7 protein-coding genes are annotated in these 12,809 nt (G+C 75.3%); all 7 read right to left on the bottom strand.

Going from position 1 to position 12,809, the window contains the following annotated elements:
- Window positions 1-47 precede the first annotated feature (47 nt).
- On the bottom strand, window positions 48-1,661 hold the full coding sequence (locus ACSNOH_RS17125) for a GMC oxidoreductase (RefSeq protein WP_436722213.1): 1,614 nt from the start codon (window positions 1,659-1,661) through the stop codon (window positions 48-50).
- A 278-nt stretch (window positions 1,662-1,939) separates the two neighbouring features.
- Window positions 1,940-4,507: an ATP-binding protein gene (locus ACSNOH_RS17120; RefSeq protein WP_436722212.1), complete on the bottom strand. Its 2,568-nt coding sequence runs from the start codon at window positions 4,505-4,507 to the stop codon at window positions 1,940-1,942.
- On the bottom strand, window positions 4,504-7,218 hold the full coding sequence (locus ACSNOH_RS17115; protein WP_436722211.1) for an AAA family ATPase: 2,715 nt from the start codon (window positions 7,216-7,218) through the stop codon (window positions 4,504-4,506). Before ACSNOH_RS17115 ends, ACSNOH_RS17120 begins: the two co-directional genes overlap by 4 nt.
- Window positions 7,215-9,998 (bottom strand): AAA family ATPase, encoded by a 2,784-nt coding sequence (locus ACSNOH_RS17110; protein WP_436722210.1) that lies wholly within the window; start codon window positions 9,996-9,998, stop codon window positions 7,215-7,217. The genes ACSNOH_RS17115 and ACSNOH_RS17110 overlap by 4 nt, the downstream gene beginning before the upstream one ends.
- A 217-nt stretch (window positions 9,999-10,215) precedes the next feature.
- Window positions 10,216-10,794 (bottom strand): LuxR C-terminal-related transcriptional regulator, encoded by a 579-nt coding sequence (locus tag ACSNOH_RS17105; RefSeq protein WP_436722209.1) that lies wholly within the window; start codon window positions 10,792-10,794, stop codon window positions 10,216-10,218.
- A 427-nt stretch (window positions 10,795-11,221) separates the two neighbouring features.
- Window positions 11,222-11,416, bottom strand: a complete 195-nt coding sequence (locus tag ACSNOH_RS17100; protein WP_436722208.1) for a ferredoxin — start codon at window positions 11,414-11,416, stop codon at window positions 11,222-11,224.
- A 59-nt stretch (window positions 11,417-11,475) separates the two neighbouring features.
- Window positions 11,476-12,690 (bottom strand): cytochrome P450, encoded by a 1,215-nt coding sequence (locus tag ACSNOH_RS17095; protein WP_436722207.1) that lies wholly within the window; start codon window positions 12,688-12,690, stop codon window positions 11,476-11,478.
- Window positions 12,691-12,809 lie beyond the last annotated feature (119 nt).

Below are 12,809 nucleotides of genomic sequence, written 5' to 3'. Positions count from 1 at the left end.
GACGGGTGCGGGCGGGGGCCCCGGCACCGGCCCCCGCCCACGGCTCGTCAGGACGTTGCGACGTCCTCCTTGATGATGCGCTCGACGTTGCGCTCCGCCAGCGCCGTGATGGTCACGAACGGGTTGACGCCGATGCTGCCGGGGATGAGCGCGCCGTCGGTCACGTAGAGGTTCTTGTAGCCGGCGACGCGGCCGTAGTCGTCGGTGGCCTTGCCGAGGACGCAGCCGCCGAGCGGGTGGTAGCAGAAGTCGTCGGCGAAGGCCTTGAGCTGCTTGCCGAAGAGGTCGTACCGGTAGATCGTGGTGTTGGCCTTGTTGATGCGGTCGAACAGCGACTTCGCGGCGGCGACCGCGGGCGCGTTCTGCTCGCGGGTCCAGCGCAGGTCCGCCCGGTCCTTGGCGGCGTCGTAGACGAAGGTGCCGCGCTCGGGGTTCTTGGTGATGGCGAGGTAGAGGCTGACCCAGGTCTCGACGCCGGCCGGCATGGGGGCTATCTCGGCGAAGACGGGGGCGTCCTTGTTGTCCCAGTCGTCGATGCCGAGGGCGGGGATCGACGACTGCTTGGTGCCCGTGGGGTTCCACATGTGGTTGGCGCGGGCGGTCATGATGTTGCCGTTGGGGCCCCAGCCGCCGCCGATCTCGGAGCTGAGGTTCGGCAGGGTGCCGGTCTCCCGGGCGCGCAGCAGCAGTTCGGTCGATCCGAGGCTGCCGGCGCCGAGGAAGAGGTGGCGGCAGGAGATCTCCTTGGTGGCGAGCAGCTTGCCGTCGGCGTCCTTCTGCTCGACGGTCAGCAGGTACGTGCCGTCCTTCTGCTGACGGATCGTCTTAACCTGGTGGAGGGTCTCGATGGTGACCTTGCCGGTGCCGAGGGCGGCGGCCAGGTAGCTCTTGTCGAGGGAGACCTTGCCGTGGTTGTTGCCGTAGATGACCTCGGCGGCCAGCGCGGACTTGGGCACCGTGCCGTCCGCCTCGCGGCGCATGTAGTCCCAGTCGTAGACGTTGGGCACGAAGGTGGTGCCGAGGCCGGCCTTCGAGGCCTGCTCGCGGGAGACACGGGCGAACTTGTACCACTCGGTCTGCTCGAACCAGTCCTTGTCGATGTTGCCGACGCGGAGCGTGGCGTTGGCGCGCGGGAAGTACTTGGCGTACATCTCGGCGGCGTCGACCCGCGGCAGCACCTCCTCGAAGTACGAGCGCCGCGGGGTGACGGCCATGCCGCCGTTGACGAGCGAGCCGCCGCCGACGCCGCGCCCGACGTAGACGGACATCTGGTCGAAGTTGACGCGGTCCAGGACGCCCGCGTAGGGGTCGATGTCGCGGTTGGCGAGGTCGAGCCAGAGGAAGGAGCCGAGCGGCGCCTCGGTGCGGGTCTTGAACCAGCTGGAGCGCTTGTCGGGCTTGAGCATGCCGCTGAAGACGTTGCCGTCGGGGCCGGGCTGGTTCCACAGCTGGCCCATCTCCAGCATCAGCGTGGGGACCCCTGCCTCGCCGAGGCGCAGCGCGGAGACGGCCGCGCCGTAGCCGGTGCCGACCACGACGGCGGGGACGAACGTGCCGCCGGAGCCGCTGGTTCCGGCAGTGGCGGCGGCCGCGCGGGGGGCGGCGGTGATCGTGGTCTGGCCGGCGAGTGCGGCGGCGCCCAGGGCCGCCAGGCCGAGCATGCGGCGGCGGGACAGGGGCTGGTGTGCTACCACGCGGTTTCTCCTGAGCTTCGGGGAGAGGAACGGTGAATCGGTGAGGCCGGGCGGGCCGGGCAAAGCGGCGCGGCCCGGGGCGGAATGGACCGTATGGAGACGGCGTGAAGGCTGTCAACGAATTCCGGCCCGGGCGGGCTAACCCTGTGGATGCCGGGCCGGGGGGTTCGGTTACCCGCGGTACGGAAGACGGCGTTACGGTACGGTCCGGCGCCCTGGTGCGGGCGGCCCGGACCGGGTGCCGTTCAGGCGTCCGCCGGACCGGGCAGCAGCGGCGAGAACGCGGCCAGTTCGGACCGCCCGGCGACCTGGAGCTTGCGGTAGGCGCTGGTGAGGTGCTTCTCCACGGCGCGCGAACTCACCTCCAGGCGTTCGGCGATGTGCTTGTTGGGCACGCCGTGCGCGGCGAGCCCGGCGACCCTGCGTTCGGCGCGGGTGAGTGCCGCCACGGCCACCGGCTGACGGGAGCCGGCCGGGTCGGCGAGTTCCCGGCAGGCGCGGTCGGCGATCCACGGCACGCCGCAGGCGAGTGCCCGGTCGCGGGCGCGGCGCAGCCTTTCCTCGGCCTCGGCGGCGCGGCCGGCGGCCTGCAGCCGGCGGCCGAGGAGCAGTTCGGTGCGGGCCGCTTCCATGGCGTTCACGGACCGCTCCAGGAGGCCGGCCGCCTCGCGCAGCAGCTCGACGCCCCGCTCCCCTTCCGTGATCGCGCCCCTGACGCGCAGGGCGCGGCCGATGGTGACGGGGGCGCCCCAGGCCACGGCCCGCTCGTACTCCTCGTCGGCGAGGTCGTGGGCCCGGCCGGTCCGGCCGAGCCGGTGGTGCAGTCCGGCCGCCCAGGCACGCCAGGGCACGAGGGCGGGGTTGCGCCATTCGGCGCGTTCCGCCGAGCGGCCCCAGTCGAGGACGTATTCCAGGGCCGTGGCGGTGTCTCCGCCGGCCACGGCGACGGAGCCCCTCAGGAGCTGGAGCGGTGAGGGCCGGTAGTCGTGGCCGGCGGGCTCGCGGCGCAGGCCGAGCAGGCGCCGGGCCAGGCCGGTGTCCCGGCTGTGGACGGCGACCATGACGAGGGCGGTCATGGCGGGCAGCGTGGCCCACTCCCCCATGCCGTGGCCGAGGGCCTCCTCGGCGTGGGCCCTGGCCTCCTGCACCCGGCCCCGGGCGAGCAGGACGTGGGCGAGTTCGGCGGCGATGACGGCCCGGGGCACGGGGGCGCCGTCCCGGCGTGCGCGTTCGCGGGCGATGTCCAGCCAGGGGCCGACGGCGTCGAGGGACTCGGCGGCGGCCAGGACGCCGCACAGGTGCGGCAGTGCGGTGTGGACGTGGCCGGGGGCCGCCGGCTCGTGCTGCAGGACGCGTTCGGCCAGGGAGGCGACTTCGGCGGCGGTCATCCGCTGGGTGACGGTGGCGCCGTGCAGCAGGACGGTGACCAGCTCGCGTTCGGCGGCGGTGCCCATCGGGGGCGTGGCGCCCAGGGCGCGCCCGGCGGTGGTGGGGAGCAGGAGGAACGCCTGGCAGAGGTGGCGCAGGGCGGCCTGGGGGTCGAGGTCGCGCTCCGAGGCGGCCAGGTCCAGGAGGAGGGCGGCCCGGTCGGCGCCGGAGGGCGAGCTGCCGAGCAGGGCGTGGCGCAGGTAGCGGGAGGCTTCCCGGAGGGCTCCGCGCCGGCGCGCGGCGGTCGCGGCGGACCGCAGCACCTCGGCGGTCCAGCCGTCGTGGCAGGAGGTGACGGCCAGGAGCTGGGCGGCGGCCCGCTCGGCGGGGTGGCCGCCGTGGTGCAGCAGGTGCGCGGCGCGCAGGTGGATGTCCTCGTGCTCGGCGGGTGTCATCGACTCCTCGGCGGCCTCGCGCACGGCGGGGTGGGCGAAGCGGGGTACGCCGCCGTGGGTGCCGTGGGCGAGCAGGCCGAGGCGGCGCAGGGCGCGCGCGGCTTCTTCGCTGCCGGCGGTGTCGAGCTCCGCGAGCCGGCCGGCGAGTTCGAGGTCCGGTGCGAAGTCCACGGCCGGGTCGGAGGGTCCGAGGACGGCCAGTGCCCGGGCGAGCCGGCGCACCGGTGCGGGCTGGGAGTTCAGGGCGACGGTCAGGCGCTCGTGCAGGGCGACGAGCCGGGGTACGGGCACGGGGGCGTCGCCGGCCGCCGGCTCGTCGGCGGTGAGGGTGGTCAGGGCCGCGGTGAGGAAGAGGGGGTTGCCGCCCGACGCCTCGTGGCAGGCGGCGATCTGTGCGGGGTCGCCGGGACGGCCCAGGTGGTCGGCGACGACGCCGGCGACGGCTTCGGCGGTGAGCGGGGCCAGGTGGACGAGGGGGGTGGCGCGTTCGACGCACGCCTGCACCGGTGGCGTGTCCGCGCCCGGCTCGCCTTCGCGCACGCTGACGACGACGGCGATGCGGCTGTCCGGAAGGCGCTTGACGAGTTCGCCGAGCCAGCGCAGGGAGGCGTGGTCGGCCCACTGGAGGTCGTCCACGAGGAGCAGGAGGGGCCGGGCGGCGGCGTGCTCGGTGACGAGGGACACCAGGGGGACGAGGTCGGCGGACCGGTCCGGGCCGGGGGCGGGATCGAGGGGGGCGCAGCCCGGGAGCGGGCCGAGGAGCTGGCTTACGACACCGAGGGGGAAGTCCTGCTCCTGCGGGGCGCAGCCGGCGGTCAGGGTGCGCAGGCCTCGGCGTTCGGCGAGCGGGGGCAGCCGTCTCAGCAGGGCGGTCTTGCCGCTGCCGAGGCCGCCGGTGACGGCCAGCAGGCGGCCGTCACCGCGGTGGGCGGACTCCATCGCCGCGGTGATCAGGTCGAGTTCGCGTTCCCGGCCGCGAAGAGGTGTCATGACGTCGCCTTCGGTCGGTGCTCCAGCACGGCGGCCAGTTCGGCCCGCCCCCGGATGCCCAGCTTTCGGTAGGTCTTGGTCAGGTGCAGTTCGACGGTGCGCGGGGTGACCGCCAGCCGCTCGGCGATGGCCCGGTTGGGCAGGCCGCCGGCGGCCAGTGCGGCCACCCGCTGTTCGGCTCCGGTCAGTTGCGGCCCGGGTTCGGGTGCGGTGGCCGGCCGGGCCGGGAGCGGCCGTCCGTCCGGACGGGCGGTGGGCTGCCGGTCCGCGCGGGCGGTGCCGTGCCCGGAGGGAGGAGCGGCCTGCGGGGAGGCGGCTGGTGCGCGCGGGCCGGCGGGGGCTGCGGGCGACCCGCTTTCCGGCCCGCCTTCCGGTGTGCCGTCCGCTGCGCCGGCCGGGGCGCCCCAGGCGCGTGCGAGGCGCTCTTCCTCGGCGAGGAGGGCGGCGGCCACGGTGCCGTCCGCCGAGGGGTCGAAGGCCGAGGCGGCGACGCGGCGCCAGGGCAGGACCGCGGGGTTGGTCACCTGCCGGGCCAGCAGCCTGCGCCCGCACTCCAGCAGGTCGGTCAGGGCTTGTTCCCGGTGGCCGCGGGCCAGGTGGGTGCGGCCCCGGGCGAAGAGCAGGAAGGCCCCGGACAGCCCGGCCGCGGTCCCGTACGGGTGGGCCTGGGCGAGCAGTCTCTCGGCCGCGTCCGGCCGGTCCTGCTCCAGCTCCACGAGGGCCGCGAGGGCGATCAGCCCGGGCGTGAGGAACGGCGTCCGGCCGGGGCCGGGCATGATCTCCCGGGCCCGGTCCAGGGCCTCCCGGGCGGCGTCGGGCCGCCCTCGGCTCAGTTCGGCGAGGCCCGTGACGAACAGGGCCGGCCCGGCCACCGGGGGCACGTCGGCGTGCCGGGCCTGCAGCAGCACGGCGTCGAGGGCGGTGCGGGCCTCGTCGTGGTCGCCGCTGAGCACCAGGGCGTGGCAGGCGGCCGTTCGCAGGAGGAGCGGCACGGTGCGGCGGGCGGCCGGGGCGAGGGCGGTGCGGGCCAGCCGGCGGGCGTGGTGGATGTCGTGGCCGCGCAGGGCGGTGCGCCACGCCGCGGCCGCGGCTTCCGTCGCTGCGGCGGGCCGTACGGGAAGGGGCGGGACCTGGTGGCCGTCCGGCTCGTCGGCGGATTCCGGTTCGCTCTGCTCGGCGAGCCAGTACAGGGCGCGCAAGGAGGTGGCGTCGTCGCCGTGGGGTGCGGCGCGGCCGGCGGCGCGGGCGATCAGCGGCTGGGCGCCGGCCATGTCGCCGCGGGCGACGAGGAGTTCGGCGGCGCGCACCCAGGCGGGACCGGCGGTGGTGCCGGCGGGGGCGAGCAGGGCCTGGCGCAGGTGCCGGTCGGCGGTCTCCGGGTCGGAGGGCAGGACGGCGCCCGCGAGTTCGGTCAGCAGCTGGACGCGCTGTGCGGGCGGCACGGGTTCGCGCAGGGCGCGCCGGAGCAGACGGGCGGCGTCGGCGGGGCGGCCGGTGGCGCGGTGGCGGGCGGCCTCGCCGCGCAGGAGGCCGACGGCCCAGGCGGCGCCGGCGGGCCGCGCGCCGAGCAGCATGCGGGCGACCGCGCTGTCGGGGGCGGCCGCCCGGTGGGCCCAGGCGGCGGCGCGGGCGTGGAGGTCCTCGCGGCTCTGGACGCTCAGGGCGGCCAGGACGGTCTCGGCCGCGGCCGGGTGGCGGAAGGCGGGCCGGTCGCCGGGGAGGAGCAGGCCGGTGCCCGCGAGGCGGGCGAGGGCTTCGGGGGCACGGGCCCCGGCGAGCGCGCTGATCATGGCGTGGGTGCAGCCGGGTCCGGCGGCCGCGATGACGCGCAGGACGGCCTGAAGCTCTTCGGGCAGCGCGGCGAGGGTGCGGCGGGTGCGGCGGCGCACGGCTTCCGCGGCGCAGTCGGCGAGCCGGGGCAGGTGCTCGCCGGTGGGGGTCCACCCGTGGCGGGCGAACTGGCTGATGACCGAGCGCAGCAGGGCGGGGTTGCCGCCGGCGGCCCGGGTCGCCGCTTCCTGGAACGCGGGGTCGGCCGGCGTGTGCCAGGCCCGGGCGAGGAGGCTGCCGACGGCCGGGCCGGGCAGCGGGCCGAGGGCGAGGGTGTGCCGGGCGACGGCGCCGTCGTCGTCCAGCGGGCAGGCGGTGATGCGGTCGCCGGGCTCTGCGGGGGCGGCGTCGCTGCGTGCGGTGAGCAGCATCAGGGAGGTTCCCGCGAGGCGGCGGCCCAGGGCCTGCAGCCAGCGCAGGGACGCCCGGTCGGCCCACTGGACGTCGTCCACGACGACGAGCAGCGGCTCGGTGCGGGCGGCGGTGAGGAAAACGCGGCACAGGGCGGCACGTTCCAGGTCGTCCGCTTCCCGCTGCGGGGGCGGGGCGGCGGGGTGGCCGCTGCGTGCCAGGGCTCCGTGCAGCCGGGCGGCGAGGGCGTGGGGCCGTGCGGTCTCCTCGGGGCAGGCCTGGGCGGCGGCGACCGGGATGCCGGCCCGCGCGGCCAGCGCGGTCGCGCGGTCCAGCAGTGCGGTGCGGCCGATGCCGGGCGGGCCCTGCACGCCGGCGACGGAGGGCCGGCCCCGGCGCAGGTCCAGCAGGGCGGCGGTGAGCAGGGCCTCTTCCGGCTCGCGCCCGGCCAGCGGTGAGGGGCCGTCAGGACCGCGGTCGCCGGGCGTGCGGCGGGCGGCCGGCGGGGGCACGGCCGTCGTCCCCGTCACCGGCCCGTCGCCAGGAGCTCGGACGTGCGCAGGCCGCCGGGGAGTTCGGAGCGTCCGCGCACGTCGAGCTTGCGGTAGACGTTGGTGAGGTGCATCTCGACCGTGCGGGTGGTGATGAACAGCGTCTCGGCGATCTTCTTGTTGCTGACGCCCTCGCGGGCGAGCGCGGCCACGCGGCGCTCGCTGCCGGTGAGGGAGTCGAGCGGGTTGGCGGCGAGCTGCGGCATCCGGCCGCCCGCGGTGACCAGCAGCCGGCGCGCGATGGCGGCGAGCTGGTGGTATCCGCAGTGGGTGGCCCGTTCGATGACGCGGCGCATGTGGCGGCGGGCGCCGTCGGCGTCGCCGTGGAGCAGCAGTGCGTGGCCGAGCTGGTACTCGGCCTTGGCGAGCTCCAGGCGGGCCGGGGAGGAGGCCAGGGCGTCGACGGACTCGCCGAGCAGCCGCAGCCGGGTCCGGCCCTCGGCGACGCAGGCGGCCGCGAGCAGGCCCAGGCCGAGGGCCCGGGGCGTGCCCCAGCGCCGCAGGGCCGGCGTGACCTGTTCGACGATGGCGCCGGCCTCGGCGGTCCGGCCGAGGCGGGCGAGCGTGGTGGTGGCGGGCAGCCACCAGGGGGCCAGGAGCGGGTTGGCGACCCCGGCCTCGGCGAGGCTGCTGCCGCAGCGGCGCCACACGGCCAGGGCGCCTTCCAGGTCGCCGAGTTCGCGCAGGGCCCGGCCCCGGACGTAGAGGAAGTGGTGCCATTCGTACAGGCGGCGTTCGAGGGCGGGGTCGGTGCGCACGAGGCGGTCGAGGACGAGGACCGCCTCGGCGGTCCGGCCCGCGGAGAGCAGGGAGCTGCCGAGGGCGATGTGGGCCAGGGGCGCGGGGTCGCCCGTGCCGGAGCGTTCGGCGAGCGCGAGGGCGGACCGGGCCTGCCGCACGGCCCCGGTGATGTCACCGGCGTTGTGGAGGATCAGCGAGCGGCCGGCCAGGGCGGGGACGCGCACCCGCGCGGCCTGGCGGACGGGGCCGCCCGCGCAGGAGCGCTCCAGGCCGGCGAGCGCCTCGTCGACGGCGTCGGCCTGGCTGAGGACGGTGGAGGGGCCGAGGACCCACCAGCCGGCGGGGGCGGCCTCCTCGACTCGCAGGGCCTTGCGGGCGAGCGCGGCCGCTTCCCCGGCCGGCCGGCCCTCCAGGCACGTCATGACGCTCATGGCGGCGAGCAGCTGGCGTTCGGCGGGGCTGTCGCCGCGGGGCAGGGTCCAGGTGAGGGCGCGTTCGCGGGCCACGGAGACGGCCGAGGTGTCGTTGACGGCGGTGACCAGCAGCGCCGAGGCGATGGTGGTGCGCAGTTCGCGGTCGGCGGGCCCGGGGTCGGTGCCGAGCCCGGCGTCGAGGTCGTCGAGGACACCACCGAGGGTGCGGACGGCGTCGGTCGCCTGCCGGGTGCCGACGGCCGAGAGGCCGTAGTCCATGGCGATGGCGGCCCGCTCGCGGACGCCGTCGGCGGCGGCGAGGGCCTTGTGCAGGTGCCACAGGGCGGCGGCCGGTGCGGTGGCGGCGCAGGCCCGCGCCAGTTCGCGGTGGACGTCCTTGCGTTCGGCGGCGGTGAGCTTCGCCGTCAGGGCGCGCCGCAGACAACCGACGACGTCGGGGCCGGCGGCCCGGCCGGGGGACGCGGCGATGGCGTCGCGGAGGACGGCGAGCATCCAGGGTTCGTCGATGCGGTCCAGGAAGAGGAGTTGCTCGACGACGTCGGCGGCCGGGCGGCCGGCGTCGTTGAGCAGCCGGGCGGCGCGGGCCCGCAGTTCGTGGACGGCGCCGGCCGGCAGGCCCGCCAGGACGGCCCGGCGCAGGGGGGCGCGCATCACCGCTCCGCGCGGTCCGCAGGCGGCGGCCTCGAACCGGCGCAGCACGGCGAGGGCGCTCTCCGCGCGCCGGGCGGGTATGCCCGCCAGCACGCCCAGCAGGTCGGGTTCGGCGCGGCCGAGGACGGCCAGGGCCGTGGCCACCTGCCGTACGGGGGCGGGCTGGACGGCCAGGAAGTCGGGGATCAGGGAGGCGAGGATGGCGCCGTAGACCGTGCGCAGCCGGCGCAGGCCGCTGCGGTCGGGGCGGATCCCGGCGGTGCGCAGCCCGGCGAGGAGCCGCCCGAGCAGCTGCGGGTTGCCGCCGCAGATCTCCGCGCAGCGCCGGGCGAAGAGCGGGTCCACGGGCCCGCCCAGCGCGCGGCCGGTCATCAGGCCGGTGCCGGACTCGCTCAGCGGCCCGAGCTCCAGCAGCGTGCACCGGTCCTGGGCCAGGAGTTCGGCGAGGACCGGGGTGCCGGGGCCGTCGCTCCCGGTGCGCTGGGCGAGGAGCACGAGGAGGGGCTGTGCGGTGAGGCGGCGCAGCGCGAAGTCGAGGCGGCGCAGGGTCGCTTCGTCGCACCGCTGGGCGTCGTCGACGACGACGGCGAGGGGGCCCGCGGCCAGCCGGCGCAGGAGGCCGGCGTGGAAGCGGCGGCGATCGGCGTACGGGTCGGGCGGCGGTCCGGCGGGGGACTCGGCGCCGGGATCAGCGGGTTGGGGCGGGGCGGCGCTGCCGGTGAGGGTGCGGACCGTGAAGCCGTCGGCCCGCAGCTGAGTGGTGACGGCGGTGAGCAGGCTGCTCCTGCCGATTCCGGCCGGGCCCCGGACGAGCACGGCCTGTGCGGCTCCGGCGCGGGCCCGGCCCGCCTGCCGAAGGATGCTGCTGACTTCGGCGGAGCGGCCGACGAAGGTCCGGGAAGACTCATGACGCGTCTCGGGGATGACCGCCACAGTGTTCCTTTCTTGAAGCCTGACGCGACCTCGGGGGACGATCGGCGCGCCGGCGGCCGGCCTGGGGAGGGGCCGGTGGGCAAGATCCAGTCGCCCTGACACTAAGAAACGGAAGTGAACATTTCCACCCGTCTTTGAGTCAGAACCGGAACCATATGGCCGAATTGTCACCAAGGGGTGCGGGCGGGCGAGTGCCTGCCGCAGGCTCTGTGCCCGTTCACTTCACGAAGTCGTCCACCACCTCGGGCGGCCAGGCGCCCACCTTGAGCACGCCCATGGAGTAGGCACGGGAGACCAGCGCGGCGCGGTTGGGCACCTTCAGCTTCCGCAGCAGGCAGGTCACGTGGTACTCGACGCCCTGCCGGCTCAGGTAGAGGCGGGAGGCCAGCGGGACGGTGGAGACGCCGGCGGCGATGCCCTCGAGGATGCGCGCGTCCATCTCGGAGAGGATCTTCTTGCGGTTGGTCACCACGCGCGTCCCCTCGGCGTCCCGGGCCGTGGGCATCATGACCAGGATCGCGGTCGTGTCGGGCAGGCCGCCGCGCACCGCGACCGCGGTGAGGGGCACGGTGAAGGCGGACTCCTCACCGGGGCCCACGGCGATGACCGGCGTGACGAACCGCTGGTGCTTTCCCTCCAGCAAATGGGAGAACTGGCGCATCAGCGGCTGCTGCACGCTCGGGTGGACCACGTCACGGAAACTGCGGCCGCATATCTCCTCGGACGATCCGTTGAACTGCCGGAAGAACTCCTGGTTCGCCTGCTGAATGGTCAGGGACTTATCGAGGCTCGCCATGCAAAGGCCCGGTGCTGCAGGTGCTGCATTGAACAAGGGAGGAATCCCCTTCAGGAAACTTCATGGAAGGTGAAATCAATCGCGAGGCTAGTGAGAAGCCGGTCGACCGGTCAACGACAGCCCGGCGGGGGCGGCTTAAGACTGCGGCTCCGCGCCGATGGTTCGGTAGCCGGCCACCTGCTCACCCGGGGGTTCGGTACGGTCGAAGTCGCGCCAGCGGCTCGCCTTCACGCCACCTGCGGGGCGCCCCTTTCACCCGCCATGAAGAAGCGATTTCTCCCTTGTTTCGCAGCGGTAAAAATACGCCGCCGCCACTGTCGCACGGAAAACCCGGCCCGGCGAGGGCCCGGAGACGTGAAAGAAGACGCAAAAAGGGGCCCGCGACCGCTCGCACGGTCACGGACCCCCGCCTTGCGGCCGGCCCCGCTCAGTCCTCGGTGACGTCGATCGCCTGCACCGGACAGGCCATCGGCACGTCCCGCACGCGCGGGTCCCCCGACCCGTCCTCGTGCCCCGGCACCAGGGCGACCAGCGCGTCGTCGTCCTGCGTGAACACGCCGGGTGCGGTCATGACGCACTGGCCGGATCCGATGCAGCGGTCGCGGTCGATGCTGATGCGCATGGTGCGCTTCCCCTCCCTGCTCTTTCCCTCGTTCCCCGTCTCCCCCGCCCGCCGTTCCGTCACCAGGTGACGGGCAGCTCGACCGGTCCCTGCGCGTCGTGGCCCGCCTTGATGGGCACCTCGTCCAGCGGAACGGCCAGGCGCAGACCCGGGATGCGGGCGAAGAGCGTACCGAGGGCGATCTCTATCTCGGCGCGGGCGAGGTTCTGCCCGAGGCACTGGTGGATGCCGTGGCCGAAGCCGACGTGGTGCTTGGCGCTGCGCCGGACGTCGAAGGTACCGGGGTTCTCGTACGCCTTGGCGTCACGGTTCATCAGCGAGATGGAGACGACCACCGCGTCCCCGGCCTTGAGGGTCTCGCCGCCGACCTCGATGTCCTCCTTGACCATCCGGACCATGAAGTCCGAGACGGAGGTGAAGCGCAGCAGCTCCTCGACCACGCCGGAGATCGCGGAGGGGTCCCGCAGCAGCACGTCGAGCTGCTCGGGGTGCTGCAGGAGCGTGAGGGCGCCGAGGGCGATCGCGTTGACGCTGGTCTCGTGGCCGGCCACCAGCAGGACCAGCGCGATCATGACCACCTCGTTGTGGTCGAGGGCGCCCTCCTCCAGCTGGCGCGCGATCAGCTCGTCCAGCAGGCCGTCACCGGGGTCGGCCTGCTTCTTCGCCACCAGCTCGTGCAGGTACCCGTACAGCGCAGCGAAGGCCGCGTCGGCCTCGGCCGACGTCGCGGCGCCCACGAAGTCGCGGGAGCGCTCCTCGAAGAAGTCGTGGTCGCCGTAGGGGACGCCGAGCAGCTCGCAGATCGCCATCGAGGGCACGGGCAGGGCGAAGGCCGACACCAGGTCCGCGCCCGGCCCCTTGGCCAGCATGTCGTCCAGGAGCCGGTCCACGAGGCTCTGGATCATGGGGCGGATGGCGTTCATGCGCTTGACGCCGAAGCTGGGGATGAGCATGCGCCGCTGCCGGGCGTGCAGCGGGTCGTCGACGCCGATCAGGGGGAAGGCGAGCCCGCCGCGGTCCTCGGTGCGCTGGACGACGACGGGGAACTCCGGGTGGCCCCAGTCGGAGGACAGCCGCGGGTCGGCGAGCAGCGCCCGTCCCTCGGCGTGCCCGGTCACCAGCCACGCCTCCCGGCCGTCGACGAGCGTGACCCGGCTCAGCGGGCTCCCGCCCCGCCAGTCCTCGTAGGCCTGCGGCGGCTGGTACGGGCACTTCCGGTCCAGCGGGAAGGACGGGGCCGTCGACCCGGTGGGGCGGAATTCGGTCTCGGTCATGTCGCGCCTTTCAAACGACCGGCGGTGCCGTCGTTCCTCGGTACGGGAAAAGGGATGGGGGAACTGCGCTGCAGGACAGGGGTATTCGGTATTCGGGGCGTGCGTCGCCGTATCCGCAG

The sequence above is a fragment of the Streptomyces sp. URMC 127 genome (assembly GCF_051386535.1).
GTDB lineage: Bacteria > Actinomycetota > Actinomycetes > Streptomycetales > Streptomycetaceae > Streptomyces.
The sequence above is the reverse complement of the archived record's forward strand: the minus strand, read 5'-3'. Positions and strand labels throughout refer to the sequence as shown.

What these genes read in the sequence shown, in the direction of transcription:
- ACSNOH_RS17100 (WP_436722208.1), bottom strand. Translation starts at nt 11,416, where the DNA reads ATGCGCATCAGCATCGACCGCGACCGCTGCATCGGATCCGGCCAGTGC.
- ACSNOH_RS17105 (WP_436722209.1), bottom strand. Translation starts at nt 10,794, where the DNA reads ATGGCGAGCCTCGATAAGTCCCTGACCATTCAGCAGGCGAACCAGGAG.
- ACSNOH_RS17120 (WP_436722212.1), bottom strand. Translation starts at nt 4,507, where the DNA reads ATGACACCTCTTCGCGGCCGGGAACGCGAACTCGACCTGATCACCGCG.
- ACSNOH_RS17125 (WP_436722213.1), bottom strand. Translation starts at nt 1,661, where the DNA reads ATGCTCGGCCTGGCGGCCCTGGGCGCCGCCGCACTCGCCGGCCAGACC.
- ACSNOH_RS17095 (WP_436722207.1), bottom strand. Translation starts at nt 12,690, where the DNA reads ATGACCGAGACCGAATTCCGCCCCACCGGGTCGACGGCCCCGTCCTTC.